The sequence below is a fragment of the Cytophagales bacterium genome, from assembly GCA_033344775.1.
Classification (GTDB): Bacteria; Bacteroidota; Bacteroidia; order Cytophagales; family Cyclobacteriaceae; genus JAWPMT01.
Genome location: JAWPMT010000005.1, coordinates 2,850,705 through 2,872,730, shown reverse-complemented (window position 1 = coordinate 2,872,730; position 22,026 = coordinate 2,850,705). Strand labels below are relative to the sequence as shown.

The window sequence follows — 22,026 nt, the reverse complement described above, 5'->3', positions numbered from 1 at the left end:
TCACGCTTGTCTTTTCGCGAACTCCAATGCATAGTACGTCAGGATAATATCGGACCCGGCTCTTTTCAAGCTAGTCAGGCTTTCCAACATGGTACGGTCTGCATCTAACCACCCCTTTTCTCCGGCAGCCATGATCATGGCGTACTCTCCCGAAACGTGATAAGCCGCAATGGGAATGGGGAAATGGCTTTTCAGGTCGGCAATGATATCCAGGTAAGGCAATCCTGGCTTCACCATCAAAATATCTGCTCCTTCGTTGTAATCCAATTCTGCTTCCAGTAATGCTTCGGACCTGTTGGCCGGATTCATTTGATAGGTCATTTTGTCGCCAAACTTAGGCGCAGAATCCAATGCATCACGGAAAGGGCCGTAAAAGCCACTTGCGTACTTTGCAGTGTAGGATATGATTCCGACATTTTTGTGCCTTGCATCATCCAAAGCTTCTCTAAGGTATCCGACCCGGCCATCCATCATGTCAGAAGGTCCGATCATGTCAATTCCTGTATCCGCTTGGGCAAGTGTCATTTTGGCCAGTATTTCCAGCGTTTCGTCGTTCAGGATCTCACCATTTTCAACCAGCCCATCATGTCCATCGGAACTATAAGGGTCCATGGCTACGTCGGTGATGACCCAGGCTTCAGGAAATTCCTGCTTGATCTTTTTCAATGCCTGGAGATAGAAGAAATTAGGATCGTAGCTATTGGTAGCAGTCTTATCTTTGTGTTTTTCTTCTACTACCGGGAAGACGTCAAAACCCTTGATGCCTGCTTTCAGACATTCCTCGATCAAAGGAAGCATCAGGTCCAGGGTATGTCGGTAGATGCCGGGCATGGAAGCCACTTCTGATTTTTTATTATTGCCTTCTAAAAGAAAGAGGGGAAATACCAGATCGTTGGTGGTGACTTGTGTTTCTTGTACCAGGTCTCGTATGGCGGCCGATTGGCGGTTCCTTCTGGGTCTGCGATTCATGAGGGGCTTACTGATTTTCTAGTCGATCTAGTCTTCTGTTGATGGTATCGATTTCCAGATTTCTTTGTTTTCTTTCTGCGACCATCTCGGTTACAATGTCTTTTATCATGTCTTGAGTCTCATCCATTTTATTGAGCATGCCATTGACCACTTTATTGTTTTCTACCGCATACTCTTTAAATGTTGCTACATCTGCATGAAGTGAGTCGACTGCACTTAATGTATTACTCAGTTGTTCCTCTAGTTGTGAAAGTCTCCTTTTCTCATTCTCTGCCATATAACAAAACTACGAAGAAGTGGCTAGTTTAGTTCAAGCTTCAAGATCTTCCCAGCTCTACCTGCCAACCAGCCGTAACCATCTGCATGCAGGTCGGCTACCCAAAGATTATCGGTAGCAATGGTATTCCAGGTAAGGCCGGCATCAAAAGTGATATCTGCCCCTTTGGGGCCACAAGCCACCACCACTGTTTTTCCTTTCATGCTAATCAAATCGCTGCCGTAAAAGGCCCCAGTAGTTTCTGGTTGTTCGGTCAACACCCAACTCTGGCCACCATCGATACTAAACGCTAAATTTTCGGTATAAATATCAGTAATTGCCAGGTCTCCTCCGGCAATCAGGCCATGATTGTCATTACGAAAATGTATGGAGGTGATACCTGCCGCATCTCCTTTGATGATCGGTGTTTCATAGCTTGCCCAGCTTTCGCCATAATCGGTCGTTTTCAATACCCGTGCACTTCCACCGGCTCCTGTTCCAATCCAGGCTAGCCCACCCGACTGAACCGAAATACAGCTTCCACTGGAAGCAAATCCGCCTTCCCCTTCTTCCGCATCTGGCAATACTTCAGGATCAATTCTGCTCCAGGTATGGCCGCCATCTTCGGTTTTCATCAGGTATGGCTTGCCGTCAAATGAATCTCCGTATGCCAACCCAATTTGGTCATCCCAAAAATCGATGCTGTTCAAAAATCCATTCGGATGGTCCATGACATATGTCACTTTCCAGCCCGCTGATTCCGAGTACAAATGAATTTGTGAATTGGCCCCTTCTCCAATCGACAACAGTGCCACGGATTCGTCATCAAACGCGTGAATGTCCCGGTACTGAAACGTGTCTATTTCAGGGTGTGAGAACAACTCCCAGGATTCCCCGCCATCCATTGTACGAAGGAACGTTGATTGGGTGCCACTCATCCAAACGGTTTCTCCATCCAGGATCGACATGGCGATCAACAAAGCGTCGGTACCACTTTGCTGTTCCGTTAAAGAAAAGTTGATGGATGTATTCTCAGGACTTTGGCATGCCGCCAAAGAAAAGAGGAAAAGTAGAGGAAAGAATCGAGGCATAGGGCACATTTGAAGCGATAAATGTACGCATATGCCTGCTTTCTATTTCACCTATTGATGTCAATTCTTTCGAATGATGACATCTCCGTGGTAGCTGCTGAACATATATTCTGCTCCACCGGAACCCAGGTCTCCTTTTAACCATCCACCTACCTGAATTTTAGTGCCTTCTCCTCGCCTGGAATCGACGTTGGTTACTTCCACTTTCAGGTCCAGGTCAAAATCCGTATAGACCTCTCCTTTGGTGGTCTTGATTTTGGCCGAACTGTTTACATCGTCGGGCAGTGTGATATCAATGTCACCATGGTACGTGCTGAAAGCCATGGGTGTACCTCTTTCCACGTCATCAAAGGCTACTGTGATTTCACCATGATGGGTGTCAGCAACAACTGAGCCAGAAATGCCAGACATTTCAATGTCTTCATGGTGCCCGTCGGCTTCAATATTGCCTTTCACATTCTTTACTCCAATGAAGCCATCGTGGTGCGTTTTCAGGTTCAGTGAAAATGCTTCAGGGACCATGATCATGAAATCCACTCTTTTGCTTTTGATACCAGAAATGGTGACCACATTGTTTCTTTCTTCAATGTCAAACTGAGCGGCCGCATTGGGGATTCTTCTAAGCCCACTCCTTCTTGTATCTCGGTCCTCATCTTCTTCTGCAGTAACCACCTTGATTTTCACTTCTTTGCCATTGTAACCTTCTACACGTATGGAACCACGATGCATACTAGCCACCAGGGTACCAGGTTTTCCCGGATCACTTAATGGAACGGTGAATTCTTGCTCTTCCTGAGCGAATACCCCCAGGTTTGTTATCAAGCAAACGACTGCTAACCAAATCTGCTTTTTCATGTTTAATACTTTTAATGATTCAATTATTGCTAAAACGTTTAGTGAAAGATTTTTCAATTACATGGTAACCTGTAATAATGACCCTTATATTCCCTTAAGGGAGAGTGCCTTTTACACCCTTTAGGGGCTGGGGTGAGAATGAAGGTCTCCAGAAAAATCCTTTGCGGTATTCTTAATTTTTGACCAGATAAATATCCCCGTGCCAGGTGCTGTACTGTTGCAGTGGACCACCATTATTAATTGCCACATACGTACCATCACCTATTTTGTACTTGGTGCCTTTGGAAGATGGTTCCTTGATGACTCGCATCGGCTTAGGCTCCCAGTCAAATTCTGTGAAGAATTCTCCGTGATGACTGCTCAGTTTGACATCAGCTGAAAACTTATCCTGATAAGTGATTTTTATGTCTCCGTGATGGGTTTTGAATCGACACTCATCACTGGGGTTTTTAGAAAAACTGGCTTCAATGTCACCATGATGGGATTTTAACATGGCATTTCCTCCAATTCCCTGTGCAAACAGGTCCTTATGATGACTCTTGGCATATAAGTTTCCATCTACTTCTTCAATGCTTAACCCATCGTGATGACTGGAAACATTGAGGTTCATGTGCTTCGGAAATTCAACCGTGATATCAAATCGGTAACTCACCGACTCGCGATCATTCCAGGTCCAGCTATTGCGTGAGTTGTAGTAGCCAAATCCATCCCGGTCAATCTTGAAATCAAGATGGGGCGATTGCATGACAAAATAGATACCAGTTCCACGGGTCAGTGTATCAAAATAATACTGTGACCTGGCCTCATCAATGAGTGCTTGCCTTCTGGCGTCTAATTGCCGTTTGATCGTCACCCGTATTTTTTTGGTGTCTGTCCCTTTTACTTCTACATCCCCACGAAGGTTATGTAGGTTGAGCGTTTCCAGGTTTTTTACATCAATTTCAAATGCTTGTTGATCGGGCATATCTTGTCCCAGACACACCGCCATCGAAAACAATACAAAAGTGCTTAGTAGAAATTTCATGTTATAATGTGTTTAAAGTCTCTTTCAAATGGAGTTTGACGTCATGATCAAGGTCTGCGGAATTGATCAGGGTATTCAGTTCGTCCAGGCTTTGGTCCGAATGAAGGTTGATCAGTAATTGTGCCAGCGTGAGTTGAACAATCGGCGAATCCTGATAAGGCAGGGCAGCCACTAAAGAAGTCCGAGCCTTAGGATGATCAATGAAATGGACCATTGCTTCAATGGCACTCAATCGAACATTGACATTGGGATCCTTCATTAGCGTTTCATTCAGGGCCTCGATAACAGGATCTTGCGGATTACGGATTTCTTTGATCTGCTGAATAGCCAGGAGACGGTCCGTTGTGGGATTACTCACCGCAAGAAGCTTAGAAACTTCAGGACTTTCATCCGCTAACTGCACATTGTTGGTGGGTGTCTGTTGAACCAGTAATCCAATCAACAAACCAATGATAAAAACAGCCGCCCAGCGGAATGCCTGGTTCCAATTAATGGCGATTGTAGGTTTTTGAAGCTTAGAGTTTTCCTCCTTTTCGAATTCGGCCAGCATTTCAAGAAAAGCACCACGCATGTTTTCCGAGGGCTCAGGAACGGCCATGGCATCCATTTCATGCCATAGGATGTAAGACTCCCGGATGGTCTTTTCACAATCAGGATGTGCTTCACAAATGGCTTCCAGATCCGTAGCATCAAATTGTCCATTACCCAATTCCTGCAGCATGTGCTCCAGGGCGATATCGCAATTCCAATTTTTTTCTATCTGTTCCTTCATGCTTGCTCGGCTTTATCCATGATTTTCTTCAATTCCATGATCCCCCGTCTGATCCTCGCCTTGATGGCACTTTCTGTACAGTTAGCAATCACCGCGATTTCATGATATTTCAAACCCTGAAACTTGCTCATCACAATGGCTTCTCTCTGTTCTTCCGAGAGGCGTTTAAGAGCCATATTTAGTGTGCCCTTCTGTTCATCGTGTGTGATTTGATCTTCCACGTTCTGTTCTCCTGGTTCCTGTTCCCCTATATCTTCTAACTCACTCGAATGCATCAGGGGGTCTTTTTTCTTGTAGACATCTTTGGAAACGTTTCGCGCCACAGCGTACAGCCAGTACACGAACTTTCCATCATTTTTGAAAGCGTGCCGATACTTGAGTAACCGATAGAATACATTCTGCACCAGGTCTTCACTTTCGGATCCACTATCGGTCAGTCGATAGAAAAACCCAAAAAGGGACCTATGATGGCGTTCGTATAGCAATCCCATCTTACTGAGATCACCATCCTGAACCATCTGCATGAGCTCGTTATCGTTTGGTTGATTCAAGTTCTTTGGCTTTCTTGGCGGTGAAACTCCAACTTTTGAGAATAGTTGCAGAGGGGAGGAAAAATATTTGAAATTTCCTCAATGACGCTTATTGACAAGATAAGCTATCCGTGCCATTAGCAACAAGGCACCATTGTAGGGCACTAGGGGAAATGGATATTTATCGTGATATTCGGCCCACCTAAACCTGGAGCGCCTATGAACCTTAAAGAGTCAAAGCAACTCTTTTTTGACCACTGCCGATACGAAAAAAACCTAAGTGCCAAGACCCTGCAATTCTATGAGATCGATCTCATCCAATTTGAAAAGTTCTTGTCTCAATCGAAGGTAGAATTGGTCCGAGAAATCACGAAACACCACATCAAAGGTTACATTCAGGAGCTCTCAAGTTTTCAGCCCCGGACGATTAAGAGAAAGATTGCCTCTTCTAAGTCCTTTCTAAATTTCCTGGAGTTCGAAGATTACATTCCTGTGAACCCCTACCGCAAAGTGAAGCTTAAGATCAAAGAACCCAAACAATTGCCAACTGTGATGGATTTGGGAGAGATCAAACGCCTGTTTCTATTAGTGAAGGAAGAATTGCAAATGGCCAAAAGGAAATCCACCCATGCTTATGGTGAAAAGCTTAGAGATCTATGCATAATGGAATTACTATTTGCCACTGGTCTGCGCGTTTCAGAATTGTGTAAACTACGTGTTCCTGACCTGAATTTTGAAACCGGACGAGTGCTAATAAGAGGTAAAGGCAATAAGGAGAGAGTCATCCAGATTGTTAATCAGGAAACATTGAGAACAGTACTGGAGTATCACTCTGAATATCAAAACCGAATCGAGCAGGTTGGTTTTTTTTTGTCAGCCGGCTTGACACACCGTTATCTACGCAATCGGTTCGTTTTCTGATCACTAAGTATTGTCAAAAGGCAAAGATTCAGAAAAAAGTTACACCACACACGTTTCGACACACCTTTGCCACGCTTCTTTTAGAACAAGACGTAGACATCAAATACATCCAGAGTTTTCTTGGACATAGCTCCATTAACACGACCCAGATCTATACCCACGTCAGCAAACAGAAGCAACTAGAAATCCTTTCCCAGAAACACCCCCGGCATTTGTTTGAGTTGGGGTGAGATCCATTCTTCTTCAAGGCAATGTATTGAAGATAACTATTGATTATAGTTGTGTTCTGAATGAATTTCTTTTTCTCCTTTGCAGATAAAACTTCTTATACATTACTATTTACAGGGTCAGTAATTTTCCTGTTTTTTAGTTCTATTCTCAACCTCTATTACCCTACTGACCTATTCTTATTGAAATATTTCTTGCTTGTAGGGATTTTTGATACAATCATGATTTGTGCTAAACAGTACTCTGATTTATTGAAAAATGGCTTTCAAAACTTTGTTGGGGATCCTGTATTAAGTGCAGAACGTCGTAAGTTAAAAGAGGCAGTTTATTCCAAAAAAAACATCTGGATTGGAATTACTATAGCTACATTTTTTGTGATTATATCGATCATTCTGGAATTCGTAACTATAGATGCCTTAGGAATAACATCATTAACAGCTTTATTTGTCTCTATTCTGCTGAGTATTATAGGATACATGCTGTTTGCTCACTTGTTGCATTTCCTTGTTCGTCTCTCAAGTTCGGATATAGAAAAATATTCTAGATTCTACCCAGCTTATACTAACTGGCTTGTTGATATCACAAAGAATTCTGCATTCTATCAAAATGCTTTCTTTATTGCTGGCACCATGTATGTCACCTTATTTACGATTCATGCTCCCGACGATACCTTAAAAATTTTAAAAACGGCGACTTTTGGTAACAGCTCTGACTTGATATTAACCATATCGTGGGTAATCATCATCTTAGCCGTAGTGGTGGGTTTTCCAGTTATAAGTTATATAAGAAGTAGGGCGATTAGAAACATTGTTATGAACCTTAAAACAAAGAGTTCACAATACTATGAAAATGCTTTAAAAGAATTGAAAGTCGAAAAACAAATTGAGTACATTAAGATCGTAAAGGAGATCATAGAATCTGCCAACTATCCTGTAAATACCAAAATAAATGTGGCTGTATCCACAGCAACCGTATTCATTAATTTGCTAATAGCCGTTTTAAAGATCTTTCCAAACGTTTGGAAGCTCTCTGGAAATTAATGGTTATCTAAACTTGAAGATGGAGCCTTCCTTCTGCAATTTTTATAAGTGCTCTAACGAAGCTTTTACAATTCTTGCACCAAGATTCACTGATTCCTTCATTTCCAATTACTTCAATACTTTGATCGATTTGAGTAACAACTTCTTGAAATTCCAACTTAAAGTTCGGCCATACTTCTAGCTGGTAAAAGTATTGTTTTAACAATTTAGTGCCTTTTTCCTTGTCCTGGATTTCTAGTAGTTTTTGTCTCTGTTTTTCATTCAACATTTGAAAAATGTAACTAACAATTACATTCTTCCGATCATTATAGAATTCGATTACGCTGTTCCCTTTATTCAAAGCTCTTTTATCGGCATCTCCGAAGGGTTCAATGTCATTCATAATTTGAAAAATATATCCACAAGACTCACCAATTACCTTCAAGCTATTCACTATAGCAGGATTCTCTGGGTTTCTTATTAAATAACCAAGCGTGAGTGCATTCTTTATGATAGAGGCTGTTTCTTTATTGATAATTTCTTTTGCCACATCAAGACGAGATTTTTGTATCTCAAACATACCCAATTCCATCATTAACCCTTCTGACATATCTTTCAAGATAGCTCCTGACAACTCCATGTATCTCGTTAAGTTATTTCTGGGTTTTAGTGCATCAATAGAAATCGCCATTTTATTGAAGGCACTGCCAATCAGATATGTAGCCATTGCAAGGGCTTTATCTTCCCCATTAACTATGTGAAAGGTTTTTACCCCGTTTCTGAATTCATCTCTATCGATTATATCATCAATTAATAGTGAGGCCTTGTGAATCATTTCTATGCTTATCCCCAATTCAACGATTTGACTGGAAATATTGGTTTTGGAGGAGTCTGGAGAAATCAAATAACCGAGAAAAGCTATGGTTGGTCTTAGTCTACTTCCTCCATCAAGCTGACATAATTCATATTGAGGGGTTGGAAAAAGTTCCTTCCAGCTATTTTCGAATTGTAAGAGATAATTTTCGACTTGGTTTGAGAAAGGACCATCCAGACTGGATTTAAGTAAATATGATTGCCAGGTGTGCCCGACTGGAATCCCTTTCTTATAATCCATAATCAATAGTTATACTCAATAAAGCTACAAATCGGTTGCAAAGAATGGAACCAATCTCCGAAAAAAATTCACCTCTACCTCATCCGAGTACAGATAATTCGTGAATTATCTACAAGTGTTCGGGAACGGAAGGTTTGGTCAAATCCTACTCAAATCATAACTGATGTAAAATGCTCGAAGAACAAGTAATAGAATGAATGGAACCAAAGACTGGTGGATAGGTTGGGGGAGGATCACCCAGAAGAGTAGCAATAAGGCATAAAGTACTGCTGTGAACCGGAAATACCTGGCTAGAAAAGGCTGATACTTTTCTTTATTGGTCATCCAGATGGCGGGAATATGAAAAGGAATGGCCCAAAGCAGGTTCCAGTTGTATTTGGACAAGTGTTCGGTACCAAACCACAAAAACGCACATACCAACCCCAAAATACCTACTAGTGTAAAGAGCACATAATCGATCCATTTGGTGCGCTTCAATGTTTTGAAATTCTTGTTGGTGATGAAGCCTACCACAAAGAAGATCAGCACGAAAACATTGAATGGTGTGAAGATGCCATTGGCCAGGTTTTCAGGTTTCGCTTGATAAGCGATGATTTCTTCTTTCACCAAAGGAACTGCCTTTCTTCCCCGATCGATGGTGGATTTAGCAAAGCTCTGCCGTACATAATCTGGCATCATGAGGTATTCCTTTTGGTTAGCCACATGATCGATTTGTGTGCCTAGAAACAGGTCAATTACCAGGTCACCCCAGGGCTGGAATTCCAGGCCTTCGTCCATTAGGTCTCGGATGGTACTGCCCTCTTTCATAAATGAAGGATCAAACGTGACTTTACCTGGAATGGTCGCTTCCACCAGGTCTACCAGACGCGTAGCACAATTGTCATAGACATAGTTATAGAGGTATTCCTTGTTTTCAGGTTTGTTGTTTTCCTCGAGAAATTCATAGGCCTTTTGCACCTCTGCTGGGGTGAAATTCATCACTTGCTCAATGACACTTCGGTTTTGTCTTTGATAATGGTTTCTTAGACGCGGGTAGTCATTGAATTTACCAATGCTGTAGTAGGTCTTGCCCAAAGCATAATTCCAGTAGAAATTTGCCTGTTCGAAGGAAAACCGCCCGTAATCGTAAGACCAATCGATATTTTGTAACGGGTCGTGAACACGAATGACCGAATGCCCCCAGGATGACCATAATTCGGGATCGTAGGGCCCGATGGTAACCATGGAAATGGTGGCTTCGTTGGAAAGCTGGATTTGCGCTTTGACGGAAAAATTGACAATCATGGCAAGGACGAGGAACAATGAGCAGAGAAAGTTTCGTTTTGACATGACTATTTAAATTTCAGCGTATAGGTTTACCTTATGTTTATCAGCTTTCGCGATACGTTACAATTGCTGTCAAAGCTAACCTTAAATCGGGTAATCAATGCCTTCCTGATCCTGGGTTCGTACATCATTTCGCGAATTACTGGGAACCCCAAAATTCAGGGGTTGCCCATCAGTATGGCCATCGAGCCGACAACTGCCTGTAATCTAAGGTGCCCCGAGTGCCCTAGCGGCTTGCGTTCGTTCACGAGACCCACTGGAAAGTTGCAACTCCCGAGGTATCAACAATTGATAGACGAAATATCCTCCAAAACGACTTATCTGACCTTTTATTTCCAGGGCGAACCATACCTGAACCCAGACTTTCTGAAAATGGTGAACTATGCCCGTGACCGGAAAATGTATACAGCTACTTCAACGAATGCACATTTTCTGGATGATCAACAGGCAGAGGCCACGATAAAATCCGGATTGGATCGACTCATTATTTCCATCGATGGCACCACACAAGAGACCTACGAGTCCTACCGGAAAGAAGGCCAGTTGAGCAAAGTTTTGGAAGGCACTAGAAATATTATCCAGAAGAAAAAGGAATTGAAGAGTGCGACACCTTTTGTTACCTGGCAGTTCCTAGTGGTGAAGCCCAACGAACACCAAATCGAGGAAGCGGAGCAATTGGCCAGGGAATACGGCGTAGACAAAATTGCATTTAAAACTGCTCAGATCTACGATTATGAATTGGGTAGTCCGCTGATCCCGACGAAGGACAAATATTCAAGGTATCGCCTGCAGGCCGATGGTACATACGCCGTAAAAAATAAGCTGCTGGATCATTGCTGGAAAATGTGGAGCAGTTGCGTAATCACCTGGGACGGTAAAGTGGTTCCATGTTGCTTTGATAAGGATGCGCATTACACCCTGGGAAATACCTTTGAAACTTCCTTTGAGGAAATCTGGAATGCTCAGGCCTACGTTGATTTCCGTTCAACTTTACTGAAAGGCAGGAGTGAAATAGAGATGTGCCGCAATTGTACAGAAGGTACGAAGGTTTGGGCGTAGTATTATTTACTTTTATTACGTCATTCCCTGCCTATCTGCCGAACAAGGCAGGCATCAGAGTAGGTGTCTCATTGCGATAAGTATTGGAATTCCTGGATTGATGGTAGGGAATCTTATGATTCTAAAGGAGGGCATTGGAAAACCAAAGGAAGTCAGGTTAAACGTCATTCCTGCGTAGGCAGGGTGCCTGAACAAGGAATCTCAATATTGGGTTTACTAAATAACATTGAGATTCCCGGACATGCCCCGGCCGGACTGACGGGTTTCTTTTTTACTTAACCTGACTTCTAATTTAAAGAAACTCGGACCAGTTAATTAAAAACTCACCTTATAAGCCAAATTCGGGAACATGCCCACCTGTGACTCAGAGACAATTTGATTGGTAGTAGTGCTATAGTAGCGACCAAACTCGTTAGCACGGCCGACCACATTTTGAACGTTAAGCACAATGGCTGTGGTCCGATTAATTTTGTTCACTTTGTAGGTGATTCCCAGATCAAATCGCCAGTATGGTTCGAGTTGTGTTTCGAAATTCCTGCTAAAATCCCGTACCGTATACCCTTCTTGTTGCGAAGCAAAGGCGTTAATCGGTGCTTCTCTTTTTCCTCCGGAAGAGATGGCCCGACCATTGATACTGATCACCTTGTTATTGTTCGCTCCGAAAGTCCACTCTTTACCTCCTACTACATTGAAAATGTATTTCCCATCAAATCGTGTTGATCTTTCAATGCCATCTAAGCCTTTATATTTAGACTCATAAAGAGAAAGGGTGCTCAGGAAGTAGTAGCCATTGGAGAAGAATTTTTCCAGTGTGAATTCCAGGCCATAATTTTTGCCTCTGCCACCATTATCCAGGTCATCAGAGGTCCATCCTTCGAAAGTATTGAGGATAGAAAAACTTCTGAGGTACTGATCTGTTGTGGTGTCTGTTGCCCAAATCGGCACATCATACAAATGCTGATAATAAGCCTCGGCTTTGAAACGAATTTCGTTAGTCAGCATCCACTCATGACCCAATACCACATGCGCTGCTTTGGTAAAGCTTAAGTCACGATTGTTTTGGCGAGATGTACCATCTTCCAGAAACTCTTTCCCCATGTACAAGGCCAAAGTTTCCATGCGGCTGTGCAGTCCTGCACCACCGGTCAAGGCTTTTCCTGGTGCGTAAGCCCAACGGAATCCCAGTCGGGGCTCAATGTACCAATCCTGATTCAAGCGGAAATGGGAAGCGTGTAGTCCTACATTGATCGTTAATTCCTCGTTGGCGCGATGTTGCCAGTTCGTAAATGCCTGGAAGAAATTGGTACTTCCGTTTTCATTGAGATAATTCACGGACCGATTAAGGTCATAATCCCATTCATCATAGGCCAAATCAAAGGCCAGGTTGCTGAAGATTCCACCCACCCGTATCGAGTTTTTTGCATTGAACTTGTGGTTCAAATAGCTGGAAATACGCAACGCTTTCTCCACTACTTCTTCGTCCTCAAGTGCGCGGAACCTCAAAGAGTCAAAGACATAATGGGTATCGAAAAGCGAGTAAGAGACGACCGTGTTGATGTAGGTGTTTTTGTTGAGGTAGGCCACATTGGTCAAACCTGCAACTCCCATTTGTTGCTCATTGTCTTCATAGTCCCATTCCCCAAACTCTAGTAGAGGACGATAAGTGTAGGTGTTTTTACCCCCCAATCCCCAGATCGAAAAGGAACCTAATTTCGTTCCTGGTAGATTGACTTTAAAGGACAGGTCCTGAAAAGTGACATCTTCTTGAGAGCCCAGAATTTCAATGCCAAGGTTATCAAATAATGCGAGCGTACTGTAGCGATAATTCACCAGATAACTGGATCTTTTCTGGCGATTGATCGGTCCTTCGGAAGCTGCAGCCACGCCTAACAATCCTGCTTGTAGCGTATGCTCATGTTTGTCAAAGTTTCCCTGACGCATGCGCAAATCAAAAATCCCGGAAGTGGCATTGCCATAGTCAGAAGGAAATGCACTGGTAAAAAAGTCGGAAGTACTCAGCAAGTTGGAACTCAACATGCTGATCCCACCTGCAGAAGAGCCGACACTTCCGAAGTGATTGGGGTTGGGGATTTCCACCCCTTCCAGACGCCACAAAATACCTTTTGGGCTATTGCCGCGGATCACAATCTCATTGAGTAAGTCATCACCTCCAGTAGAAACCCCGGCATAGGTAAGCGCCGCACGTGCCGGATCATCAAAAGTGGCTGCCATGCGACTGGTTTCTTCCACATTGATAGAGATGGCACTAACGGTAGCCAGCTCATTGATGGGTTGTCCCCGGTCTTGTGCGTCGGCTACCACGACTACTTCTTCCATTTCGATCAGCGCTTCTACCATGTCCAGGTTGAGGAATTTTTCCTTTCCCGACTCGATCAGGACATTCGGAATGGCTTTTTGTTCATATCCTACTGAAGAAATGGATAAAGAAACCCGACCAATGGGCACTTGTTTGATTGCGAAATAGCCATCGATATCCGTAGTTGCTCCTTTCAAAGGTTCGGTTCCCTGGATAATGACCGTTGCGCCGATGACTGGAGACTTGGAAACCTGATCGACAATGCGACCTTTCAGGGTTTGTGTAAGCTCCTGTGCTGTGGCGCTGTAAAAATTGGCCACGAAAAGTAAAAGGCAGATGAGTTTGTTCATGTTTGAAAAGTGATCTTGAGTTTTTGACGACAGTGAGTTAATGATTGAAAGCCATGCTTACAGGAGCTTGACCAGTTGCTACTGAATTGGATTCATGACTTTGATTGTTGGAAGCGGCTACCAACAGCAGGCAGGTGACTATCCAAAAGCTGATGTATTTTTTGATCATGGGCGATTAATATTTGACCGTTTGCCTTCTAATGGACAATACAGGCTGCTAAGGGTTTCCCCCCGAATGATTTTGTCGTTTTTTTGTTAAGATTTGTCGACGAACAGTTCACTTTTAGAAATCATGAGAAAATTATTGGTCTTGCTAGCATTCTTATCCGCGCAAACGCTATGGGCACAGGAGGTGGTTTTTCAAGGAACTTTTGATGCCGATAGTCGCTGGACCACCTTCGAAGGAGACTGGAAAATTGAAAAAAACGGAGATGCCTACTTTGTGGTCTTTGCGGACAATTTTGAAGCCAAGAAAGCTCCCGACCTGAAAATCTTCCTGTCAAAAATGGACTTTGAGGATATCTCTGGGAAAAATGCCACCAATCAGTCCGTTTTGGTTACTCCTTTGAGCACATACGAAGGAAAAATGAAATTTGAAATTCCTGCTTCCATCAATCCCTCCGAATATCAATCGATCATCGTACATTGCGAGCAATATGCGAAGCTGTGGGGTGGTTCGCCCCTGCGAAATTGATTGATGTTAGCCTCTTTTTTTGATCCAAATAAAATAGAAGCCGGTTGTGATGAAGCAGGGCGTGGGTGCCTGGCCGGGCCTGTCGTGGCTGCTTCGGTCATTTTGAAAAAAGACTTCAAGCATGAAGTTTTAAATGACTCCAAACAACTCAAAGAAGAAGAACGTGATGCCTTACGTCAGGAGATCATGGATTCGGCTTTGGCTTATGGAGTTGGAGTTGCTTCTCCCGAAGAGATCGACGAGATCAACATACTGAATGCTTCCTATCTGGCCATGCATCGCGCGATCGATCAATTGAAAATCACTCCAGAACTGTTGCTCATTGATGGCAACCGCTACAAAAGCCATAATGACACGCCATTCGAGTGTATCATCAAAGGTGATGGCAAGTACTTTTCAATTGCTGCAGCCTCTATTCTTGCGAAAACCTACCGGGACGAATTGATGCGAGAAAAAGCCAATGAATTTCCAGGATACAGCTGGGAAACCAATTTTGGTTATCCTACTCCCGCCCATCGTTCGGGCATCAAAGAACTCGGAGTGACCCCCCTTCATCGAATGTCTTTCCAGTTGTTACCCACGCAAATGGAATTATTTCCTGAGTGATCTGAACCTGGTATTCCTACAAGTGTACTACTTGCGCTACCCCTGAGGGTTCTGTACTTTTAAGGAGTTGCTCCACACGAAATGCTAATTCATTGAAAATAGACGTCCAGAACCTGTTTGTTTTTATCGGGCTCATACAATGTCTGTTGATCATCCTTTTTGTATTAGGCTCAAAGAGGTCCATTTCAAACCTATTATTTGGAACGCTTCTGTTTTTGTTGGGCTTGTCTTCGGCCAATAGCCTGGTTTTCTTTCCTTCAGGAAATGGACATATAACGTCGGTACTTGATTTTGTTTATCCTGAGCTTATTATGCTGTTCGGACCAGTGACATTTTTCTATACAAGAAGCTTGTTCGAAAAGGGTTTTAATCTGAAAAAGAAAGACTATCTCCACTTCACTCCTGCCATTTTGGACTTGGCTCCGTCTGTTTTCGCATTCATGATTTGGTCGATTGGGTTAGACACCATTCCCGAAGACAGTTCGAGACACGATTACTACTATCTGTTAGACAACATCAATCAAATTCTTGGCTATCCACAACTGCTTTCGATCACGATATACCTATTCTTCAGTTGGAAATACCTTTTGGCTAATCGAGCCATTGCTGATACCAATACCTACCGATGGGCGAGGGATATTTTGATTGGGATGAGTCTGATTGACTTGATTTGGTCTCCTTATGTGATTTTTGCATTTACCGAAATCCAGCTGTCGTTGATGAAATATGTCTTTTTGCATCCGGTTTTGTACGCTATTTCCGCTTTTTTCTATTTCGTCACTTATCGCCTCATCGTTGGAGGCATGTCCCATAGGGCGAACCTTGCTACCAAAGAAGAACTTGAAAAATATCGCTCGACTATTCTCAAAACACTTGCTCAGGATCGGTTGTATAGTCAAACTGATTTAAATCTTAAGATGCTGAGTCAGTACACAGCTATCCGCGAAGAGCAGCTATCTTTCATTTTCAAGCATTATTATCAAAAAGGGTTCAATCAGTTCATTAATGAATACAGGATTGAAAAAGCCATTGAGAAAATGGAGAATGGAGAATCTGACCGCTTGAGTATCGAAGGCATTGGGATAGAAGTTGGGTTTTCTTCACGAACCACTTTTTATCGGTCATTCAAACGAAAGACTGGGAAATCACCGGCAGAACTGCTAAAAAGCTGATTTATTTTGTTTCAAAAGGCGATTTGCAACACCGAGGGTAGCAAAACCCCCGTTTTTTGTATCAAAAACAACCATGAAAAATTTGCTGTTTGCACTTTCCTTGCTGCACTGTTTTGTAGTTGAAGCACAGGATAAGCCCACATTTTCAATTGAACAACTGAAAGAAGACTTTGAAGTGTTTCAGGGAAGCCTGGAAGATTCCCACCCCGGATTATACTGGTACCGGAATAAGGCTGAAATGGATCAGGTTTTTCAATCTGGAAAAGACGGCCTTACTCAGCCCATGACAGAACGGCAATTTTACCGGATCTTGTCTTCTGCACTTTCAAAAGTAGGGTGTGGGCATACTTATATCTCACTTTCAAAACAAACAACGGAAAGTGAGATGGTGGCCTTTCTACCATTTCAAGTACAATTTGAGGATGGCAAGGCTTTTTTCATCAAATCTTATGGGGATCCAATTGCTGGGATTAGTCCTGGTAATCGATTGACACGGATGAATGGTGCATTCATGGATTCCATCTACGCAGGTTGTATTGATATGCTCTCCGGAGATGGGTTCACAGAAACAGGCAAACTCAATATGCTTAATGCGCATTTTTGGTATACGTACACCGAGTTATTTGGTGCTCCGAATACTTATGAGATCCAATTCCTGAATGATGATTTAAAAGAGGAAACAATCTCAGTTCCGGCGATGCCAAAAGAAGAGATGTATGCACATTATTTCGAAAATGACCAGCCGGAAGAGGCCAAACGAAATGTGATCTTAACGTTCGACAATGGAATTGCCACATTAATGATCAAGGCTTTTTTTGGATGGAAAGAAGGACTTACTAAGACGAGGATTGAAAAGAAGTTTAAAGAAACATTTAGACAGATAGAAGAAAATGGGGCAGATCAACTGATTATTGACCTTAGGGGCAATGGCGGAGGTCGAGTACCATGGGTGCTATATTCATATTTCGTTAATGAATCGTTTTTGTTTGCTAACAATGCTGATCTGATTTTTTCTAAGTCTTCCGATTACTACTCCCATCAGAAACTGCCCAACATGAAATGGATCAAAAGGAAGTGGTGGCATACCTGGTTCCCGGGTTCCAGTAAGATGTCTCATGTAGACAGCACACGATACGCGATGACCGGTCTTTACATGACAAAGCCTTACAAGCCAAAGGGTTCTCAATTCGAAGGAGAGGTATTTATTCTAATCGATGGATTTTCATTTTCTGCGGCATCGGATTTTGCCGCGATGATGAAATCTTCCGGCCTTGCGACCATTATCGGAGAAGAATCCGGCGGTGGGTACTACGGCAATACAAGCATGGGGAAGTCTTTTGTAACACTTCCTCATTCCAAACTAGAATTGGCAATTCCGCTGGTACGTCATCAACTCAATGTAGATCCGGATAGGAATCCTTTTGGTCGAGGTGTGATCCCGGATCATGAGGTATTGCCTTCCGTAGAGGATGTGCTCAATGGTAAGGACCGACAAATGGAGTGGACACTTAATTTTATCCAAAATGGGTCAAATTGAATTTAGGAGTGCCGTGTAACCAATTGGGGTGAACTGCGTCTTCATCGAAAGTTTACCCCATGAAGTACCCACTGGTCAAGCCAACCTACTATGTTTCCCTTTTTAGAGACCTCTTCCATTTCGTCAAAAAGCCTTCACTAGAGGAGCAAGCAGAAAAGTCGACAAGACTAAAGATCTACGACACCATTGGATTATTCATCGTGAAGATGATTTGCATGATCCCAGTAATTCTTTTTTTTGCGTTGATCTACGATCCGGAGAATGTGCAAAAGGCCAGCATGTCTGAGCGCTTTACGCCAATAATGATGTTGTTAGTCGGGGGATTCATTCTGCCTTTGGTAGAAGAAGTTGCCTTTCGATTGAGTTTGAGATTCAAGCCGATCTATCTGTCTTTATCACTGTCCGTTTTTCTCTATTATGTCCTGACCAAGCTGATTTTTGACACCAAAATCAGTGCGATGGATGAATCTTTCATACTAAGAACGGGGGTATCGTTTGGTTTCGGATTGTTGTTGTTTCCCTTGTTCAATTATCGAAAGATCAAAGCTGTCCTGAATAATTTTTGGGAAACCAATTTCCGTTGGATCTACTATATCTCCAGTTTGGTTTTTGCCTGGATTCATCTGGCCAAGTACGAGATCATTTTGCTTAATGTGCTGTTGCTTCCCATTTTAACATTACCCCAGCTCATGAGTGCCTTGATCAATGGCTACACCCGAGTCAAGTTTGGCTTTCAATATCCACTCTTGTTCCACATGGCGAATAATGTGATTGCGGTGGGGTTGTCGTTGCTGACTTAGATCGTCATCCCGGTTTTTTTAGTCGTAGATTTTGAAAGGCTAAAAAATACCGGGATCTCTTGCCATAATGACGATCTTTTCCTGTTTAAAATTTTGGATAACTGAACTTGTCAGTAAACCATCCATCCCTTAAATTCATCCTGACAAACAACCGCACGAATGCTCGACCGGCTGACCCAGGAGGATACTTTTTATGTAAAGGGACAATACCACGTGAACCTTCGGAAATTCTTTGAAGAATATGAAAAGGCCGGTGCGTTTGATGAAGTGCTGAAGGCCGCGGGTTACGAAGGCAAAATTTTCCCGGCAACCAGGATGCCTTTGGACCAGTCTAATGAGATTGTAGATCAGGTCGCTAAAAAACTAGGCAAGACCAGAAAAACGGCGATGATCGATTTCACCCGATTCTTGTTGGAAGTAGATCTCAATGGCCTATTGCGATTGATCCTTAGAATGGGAGGTACACAAAATGTCTTGAAACGCAGTGCCCAGATCACCACAACTTACACCAATTATTTCCTGGTCAAATTGGAGGACAATCAGCCAGGTAGATGCTTGATTTCAATCACATTTCTCCGTCATTACATGGATTATGTGATGCCTTCTATTGAGGGGGCGCTGACTGGTCTTTGTAATGTCTGTAAAACACCCCTCAAACGCTTTGCCATTGAAACGGAGGAACCTGTTCGACACGAAGGTCATAAGATGGTGAAGGTGCGGACAATGACGGAGTATTGAATCACATGTTACGAGTTTCCAAGTTCGAAATCTCCTTTAGCAGACACATTCATCTGTCAATTATGGATTTAATTTCGAAGGCTTTATGCTTGCTACCCATACGTCCGAAAAAATTAACTCATGATCATTAGAATTTTTATCGCCGAAGTTCCACTAGCTCAGCAGGCAGCATTTGAAGTGAAGTTCAAAGCAATCTCAGTACCCCTCGTTCAGAATTATGACGGTCTCATTTCTCTGGAGATAGGGAAAGGAACGAAATGGAATCCCTTGCAATACGTGATGGTTACCCAGTGGGAAAGTGAAGCACATCTGGTTGATTTTGCTGGGGAAAATTGGAATGAAGCCCATATCCCAGATGAAATGGCACAATTTTTCACCGCATTTTCCATGTATCAGTTCCATGAGATGAATTTAGAGGAGGGGTGATTGAACCTTCTCTAGATATTGGCGCTCGTTTTCAAAATTGACCATTTATTTGGTCTGTAGTTCGTTTCTTCAAGATATATCCTTTTCCATGTTGATTGACAATTTCGAAGGCATTCAGGGGGCCTAGCTTCTTCCTCAATCTGGAAATGTACATGTCCAAACTCCTACTTGTCACAATTCCATGCTTCAGCCAAACTTCCTCGATCAAATGATCGCGTGTGACCAATTGCTCTATATGTTCGAACAAAATGGCCATTATCTGTGACTCCTTTTCTGTCAATTGAATGCGCTGATCTTTCGATTGAATCTGAGCCAATGCCAGGTCCAGTTTCCAACCGTCAGACATTTCAGGGTCTTTTTGGTTTTGATTGGGCTTTTTCTCTTTTAAAAATGAAAAGCCGAAAATGGTCAGCAGCAGAGAGGCACTCGCAAATGTCAAGGAAGGAAAGTTGCCCTCAAGAGGTATCGGGTCATAAAAGCTTACTTCTACCACATAATTAGCTTCTGGGAGTATCCTTCCTAAACAAGGAATATCCAATGCTTGGGTATGATCTATTTCGAATCCATAAACAACTGCTTCGGTTTGGGAATCAAGTACCTGGATGACCGAATGTAAAGCGACTTCTTCATTCAAGTGTTTGATGGATAAATCAGCTAATCGGTCTGGGTTGATGGCCATGGATTGATGAAGACGAAGCCTTAATGTATGTTCATTGATTTGTTGAATAGGAGGAACCACTGACGTGGCGTCATTAGCATCATGTAAAAGCCTATCCCCAATAGCCCTCAACTCCAGATGTTGTTTTTGCGAACGAAGAATTTCATTGGGTAGTTCAAACTGATCGGCTGCAATGATGATCAGGATCATAGCTACTACAAAGAACAAGTGGCTGATATTCAGTTTTCTAGGAGTTGTAAAATCGGTTTTTACATTCATTTTAATCTCATTTTACAAATTGGTCGAATGAAGTGCCTCAACAACCGTGTAAGTTTCAATGCTGAATTACCAAAGAATACAAAGTAGTGGGAAAACTATTGAAAACAAACGAAATGCTTTCACCAGGGTTGGACATCATCCGAATCATTAGCGGTGGCATCATCTTCACCTATGGATTAGAGATTTTTGATAGCGAGCAGATTGGAGGCTACACGCAGTGGCTCACTGATGTGGGCATCCCATGGCCCGGAATGATGGCTTACATCGGAAAGCTGACAGAGCTAATAGGTGGGATTTTTCTGGTGATCGGTTTGCTGACGAGGCTAAGCGCGATTCCCTTGATCATGGTCATGTGTGTCATCAATTTTATCATGTTAGACGGAAATCCCCGGTCCGAGCCCTTTTACCTCCTGCTGATCTTTGCCTCTTTCCTATTTAATGGGAGCGGTAAAATCAGTGTGGATTATTGGTTGGAACGGAGAAAGCAATCAAGGAATTGATTAATTGACTAGCGCGCGTTTGTATTGTAACGCGTGCTTTTTCCCTTCACCCCAAAAACCCCTCCAATCATCGAAACGAGATAGGGTATTTCGTGAGTTAGCTGAATAATCCGTGAACATCACTCGAACAGAGACGGATTTGATGCAAACAGGATTGAAATTAAAATGGATTTGGTGCCTTGTCTTGCTTATTGGCGGATTCATCACACAAGCACAAAAAGCGAATGAGTATTCGGATATCCCCGCCTGGAGATGGAAAGGCGCCTATTATGGTGAAAGCCTGATCCATCCGGGATTGAAGGTTGGGGTGGAAAAAACCCTCAAGTCCTGGACGAAGACCAAAGACACCAGTCGAAAGAAGCGACCAACCAAGGAACGATTCCGCCAGGTATTTCTGGAAGGGAATCTAAGCGGCTTCAACGTACCCAACAGTGAATTCAATTTTTCTGCAAATGCCGGAATTGGCTATCGGCGGACCAATGAAAAAGGCAGATTCTTTAGTCCCGTATTATCGGTTGGTGCTACCCGGTACTTTTATAACATTCCGGTATATGAATTAGGGGAAACCGAGCCTCGAAGGGTCCTAGGAGCGGGGAGAAATGCATTTAACTTTTCCTTTGGAATAGAATTTGGCCGGGACCTTTTCATCAAATCGGGGAAGCCATTGGCGTGGTATGTTAAACCTGCCCTTTTAGCCACTGCCCCTTACAGCCATTCTTATAATATCACTGCCACCTTGGAAGCAGGCGTGATCTTACATCCATCCATCTTCAAAGGCAAATGAT

At 42.9% G+C, this 22,026-nt stretch carries 24 protein-coding genes; 12 read left to right on the top strand and 12 right to left on the bottom strand.

Annotation, left to right across the window (positions count from 1 at the left end):
- From hemB to R8G66_29640, 7 genes are all read right to left on the bottom strand, one after another.
- Window positions 1–969: a porphobilinogen synthase gene (gene hemB / locus R8G66_29670; protein ID MDW3196582.1), complete on the bottom strand. Its 969-nt coding sequence runs from the start codon at window positions 967–969 to the stop codon at window positions 1–3.
- Between the two features lie 7 nt (window positions 970–976).
- Window positions 977–1,246: a hypothetical protein gene (locus R8G66_29665; GenBank protein MDW3196581.1), complete on the bottom strand. Its 270-nt coding sequence runs from the start codon at window positions 1,244–1,246 to the stop codon at window positions 977–979.
- A gap of 23 nt (window positions 1,247–1,269) precedes the next feature.
- Window positions 1,270–2,316, bottom strand: coding sequence for a hypothetical protein (locus R8G66_29660; GenBank protein MDW3196580.1), 1,047 nt, complete (start codon window positions 2,314–2,316; stop codon window positions 1,270–1,272).
- Window positions 2,317–2,376: 60 nt separating this feature from the next.
- Entirely contained in the window at window positions 2,377–3,171 is a 795-nt protein-coding gene (locus R8G66_29655) for a hypothetical protein (protein MDW3196579.1), read from the bottom strand.
- A gap of 172 nt (window positions 3,172–3,343) precedes the next feature.
- On the bottom strand, window positions 3,344–4,195 hold the full coding sequence (locus R8G66_29650) for a DUF4097 family beta strand repeat-containing protein (protein MDW3196578.1): 852 nt from the start codon (window positions 4,193–4,195) through the stop codon (window positions 3,344–3,346).
- Between the two features lies 1 nt (window position 4,196).
- Window positions 4,197–4,967, bottom strand: a complete 771-nt coding sequence (locus tag R8G66_29645; protein MDW3196577.1) for a HEAT repeat domain-containing protein — start codon at window positions 4,965–4,967, stop codon at window positions 4,197–4,199.
- Window positions 4,964–5,518 (bottom strand): RNA polymerase sigma factor, encoded by a 555-nt coding sequence (locus tag R8G66_29640; GenBank protein MDW3196576.1) that lies wholly within the window; start codon window positions 5,516–5,518, stop codon window positions 4,964–4,966. Before R8G66_29640 ends, R8G66_29645 begins: the two co-directional genes overlap by 4 nt.
- Before the next feature lie 198 nt (window positions 5,519–5,716).
- Between R8G66_29640 and R8G66_29635 the strand changes: the two genes are divergently transcribed.
- Complete coding sequence (locus R8G66_29635; GenBank protein ID MDW3196575.1) at window positions 5,717–6,418, top strand: tyrosine-type recombinase/integrase; 702 nt, start codon at window positions 5,717–5,719, stop codon at window positions 6,416–6,418.
- A gap of 290 nt (window positions 6,419–6,708) precedes the next feature.
- Window positions 6,709–7,686: a hypothetical protein gene (locus R8G66_29630; protein MDW3196574.1), complete on the top strand. Its 978-nt coding sequence runs from the start codon at window positions 6,709–6,711 to the stop codon at window positions 7,684–7,686.
- A gap of 7 nt (window positions 7,687–7,693) precedes the next feature.
- Here R8G66_29630 and R8G66_29625 read toward each other — a convergent pair whose 3' ends face one another.
- Both R8G66_29625 and R8G66_29620 read right to left on the bottom strand, forming a co-directional pair.
- A complete protein-coding gene (locus R8G66_29625) occupies window positions 7,694–8,779 on the bottom strand; it encodes a polyprenyl synthetase family protein (protein MDW3196573.1) in 1,086 nt (361 codons plus the stop codon).
- A gap of 138 nt (window positions 8,780–8,917) precedes the next feature.
- Window positions 8,918–10,108 (bottom strand): DUF4105 domain-containing protein, encoded by a 1,191-nt coding sequence (locus tag R8G66_29620; GenBank protein ID MDW3196572.1) that lies wholly within the window; start codon window positions 10,106–10,108, stop codon window positions 8,918–8,920.
- 33 nt (window positions 10,109–10,141) lie between these two features.
- Between R8G66_29620 and R8G66_29615 the strand changes: the two genes are divergently transcribed.
- Entirely contained in the window at window positions 10,142–11,164 is a 1,023-nt protein-coding gene (locus R8G66_29615; GenBank protein MDW3196571.1) for an SPASM domain-containing protein, read from the top strand.
- Window positions 11,165–11,479: 315 nt separating this feature from the next.
- Here R8G66_29615 and R8G66_29610 read toward each other — a convergent pair whose 3' ends face one another.
- Complete coding sequence (locus R8G66_29610; GenBank protein MDW3196570.1) at window positions 11,480–13,831, bottom strand: TonB-dependent receptor; 2,352 nt, start codon at window positions 13,829–13,831, stop codon at window positions 11,480–11,482.
- Window positions 13,832–13,868: 37 nt separating this feature from the next.
- Window positions 13,869–14,000: a hypothetical protein gene (locus tag R8G66_29605; protein MDW3196569.1), complete on the bottom strand. Its 132-nt coding sequence runs from the start codon at window positions 13,998–14,000 to the stop codon at window positions 13,869–13,871.
- 123 nt (window positions 14,001–14,123) lie between these two features.
- Between R8G66_29605 and R8G66_29600 the strand changes: the two genes are divergently transcribed.
- The 7 genes from R8G66_29600 to R8G66_29570 all read left to right on the top strand — a co-directional run bounded on the left by R8G66_29600 (window position 14,124) and on the right by R8G66_29570 (window position 19,804).
- Window positions 14,124–14,525, top strand: coding sequence for a DM13 domain-containing protein (locus tag R8G66_29600; GenBank protein ID MDW3196568.1), 402 nt, complete (start codon window positions 14,124–14,126; stop codon window positions 14,523–14,525).
- Between the two features lie 3 nt (window positions 14,526–14,528).
- Complete coding sequence (locus R8G66_29595; protein ID MDW3196567.1) at window positions 14,529–15,131, top strand: ribonuclease HII; 603 nt, start codon at window positions 14,529–14,531, stop codon at window positions 15,129–15,131.
- A gap of 92 nt (window positions 15,132–15,223) precedes the next feature.
- Window positions 15,224–16,303, top strand: coding sequence for a helix-turn-helix domain-containing protein (locus tag R8G66_29590; GenBank protein MDW3196566.1), 1,080 nt, complete (start codon window positions 15,224–15,226; stop codon window positions 16,301–16,303).
- A gap of 73 nt (window positions 16,304–16,376) precedes the next feature.
- A complete protein-coding gene (locus R8G66_29585) occupies window positions 16,377–17,840 on the top strand; it encodes a S41 family peptidase (protein MDW3196565.1) in 1,464 nt (487 codons plus the stop codon).
- Between the two features lie 59 nt (window positions 17,841–17,899).
- The gene (locus R8G66_29580; protein MDW3196564.1) at window positions 17,900–18,640 is read left to right on the top strand and encodes a CPBP family glutamic-type intramembrane protease; all 741 of its coding nucleotides are present in this window, start codon (window positions 17,900–17,902) and stop codon (window positions 18,638–18,640) included.
- A 159-nt stretch (window positions 18,641–18,799) separates the two neighbouring features.
- On the top strand, window positions 18,800–19,378 hold the full coding sequence (locus tag R8G66_29575; protein ID MDW3196563.1) for a hypothetical protein: 579 nt from the start codon (window positions 18,800–18,802) through the stop codon (window positions 19,376–19,378).
- A 120-nt stretch (window positions 19,379–19,498) separates the two neighbouring features.
- Window positions 19,499–19,804 (top strand): antibiotic biosynthesis monooxygenase, encoded by a 306-nt coding sequence (locus R8G66_29570; protein MDW3196562.1) that lies wholly within the window; start codon window positions 19,499–19,501, stop codon window positions 19,802–19,804.
- 31 nt (window positions 19,805–19,835) lie between these two features.
- Here R8G66_29570 and R8G66_29565 read toward each other — a convergent pair whose 3' ends face one another.
- The gene (locus R8G66_29565; GenBank protein ID MDW3196561.1) at window positions 19,836–20,741 is read right to left on the bottom strand and encodes a winged helix-turn-helix domain-containing protein; all 906 of its coding nucleotides are present in this window, start codon (window positions 20,739–20,741) and stop codon (window positions 19,836–19,838) included.
- Between the two features lie 86 nt (window positions 20,742–20,827).
- Here R8G66_29565 and R8G66_29560 point away from each other — a divergent pair, with 86 nt between their 5' ends.
- Window positions 20,828–21,241, top strand: coding sequence for a DoxX family protein (locus R8G66_29560; protein MDW3196560.1), 414 nt, complete (start codon window positions 20,828–20,830; stop codon window positions 21,239–21,241).
- 112 nt (window positions 21,242–21,353) lie between these two features.
- Window positions 21,354–22,025: a hypothetical protein gene (locus tag R8G66_29555; protein MDW3196559.1), complete on the top strand. Its 672-nt coding sequence runs from the start codon at window positions 21,354–21,356 to the stop codon at window positions 22,023–22,025.
- Window position 22,026: the final 1 nt, after the last annotated feature.

Coding starts and splice junctions, on each gene's coding strand:
- R8G66_29665 (MDW3196581.1), bottom strand. CDS start 1,246: ATGGCAGAGAATGAGAAAAGGAGACTTTCACAACTAGAGGAACAACTG.
- hemB (MDW3196582.1), bottom strand. CDS start 969: ATGAATCGCAGACCCAGAAGGAACCGCCAATCGGCCGCCATACGAGAC.
- R8G66_29635 (MDW3196575.1), top strand. CDS start 5,717: ATGAACCTTAAAGAGTCAAAGCAACTCTTTTTTGACCACTGCCGATAC.
- R8G66_29565 (MDW3196561.1), bottom strand. CDS start 20,741: ATGAATGTAAAAACCGATTTTACAACTCCTAGAAAACTGAATATCAGC.
- R8G66_29605 (MDW3196569.1), bottom strand. CDS start 14,000: ATGATCAAAAAATACATCAGCTTTTGGATAGTCACCTGCCTGCTGTTG.
- R8G66_29580 (MDW3196564.1), top strand. CDS start 17,900: ATGAAGTACCCACTGGTCAAGCCAACCTACTATGTTTCCCTTTTTAGA.
- R8G66_29650 (MDW3196578.1), bottom strand. CDS start 4,195: ATGAAATTTCTACTAAGCACTTTTGTATTGTTTTCGATGGCGGTGTGT.
- R8G66_29570 (MDW3196562.1), top strand. CDS start 19,499: ATGATCATTAGAATTTTTATCGCCGAAGTTCCACTAGCTCAGCAGGCA.
- R8G66_29645 (MDW3196577.1), bottom strand. CDS start 4,967: ATGAAGGAACAGATAGAAAAAAATTGGAATTGCGATATCGCCCTGGAG.
- R8G66_29660 (MDW3196580.1), bottom strand. CDS start 2,316: ATGCCTCGATTCTTTCCTCTACTTTTCCTCTTTTCTTTGGCGGCATGC.
- R8G66_29655 (MDW3196579.1), bottom strand. CDS start 3,171: ATGAAAAAGCAGATTTGGTTAGCAGTCGTTTGCTTGATAACAAACCTG.
- R8G66_29625 (MDW3196573.1), bottom strand. CDS start 8,779: ATGGATTATAAGAAAGGGATTCCAGTCGGGCACACCTGGCAATCATAT.
- R8G66_29600 (MDW3196568.1), top strand. CDS start 14,124: ATGAGAAAATTATTGGTCTTGCTAGCATTCTTATCCGCGCAAACGCTA.
- R8G66_29575 (MDW3196563.1), top strand. CDS start 18,800: ATGCTCGACCGGCTGACCCAGGAGGATACTTTTTATGTAAAGGGACAA.
- R8G66_29610 (MDW3196570.1), bottom strand. CDS start 13,831: ATGAACAAACTCATCTGCCTTTTACTTTTCGTGGCCAATTTTTACAGC.
- R8G66_29620 (MDW3196572.1), bottom strand. CDS start 10,108: ATGTCAAAACGAAACTTTCTCTGCTCATTGTTCCTCGTCCTTGCCATG.
- R8G66_29585 (MDW3196565.1), top strand. CDS start 16,377: ATGAAAAATTTGCTGTTTGCACTTTCCTTGCTGCACTGTTTTGTAGTT.
- R8G66_29630 (MDW3196574.1), top strand. CDS start 6,709: ATGAATTTCTTTTTCTCCTTTGCAGATAAAACTTCTTATACATTACTA.
- R8G66_29595 (MDW3196567.1), top strand. CDS start 14,529: ATGTTAGCCTCTTTTTTTGATCCAAATAAAATAGAAGCCGGTTGTGAT.
- R8G66_29615 (MDW3196571.1), top strand. CDS start 10,142: ATGTTTATCAGCTTTCGCGATACGTTACAATTGCTGTCAAAGCTAACC.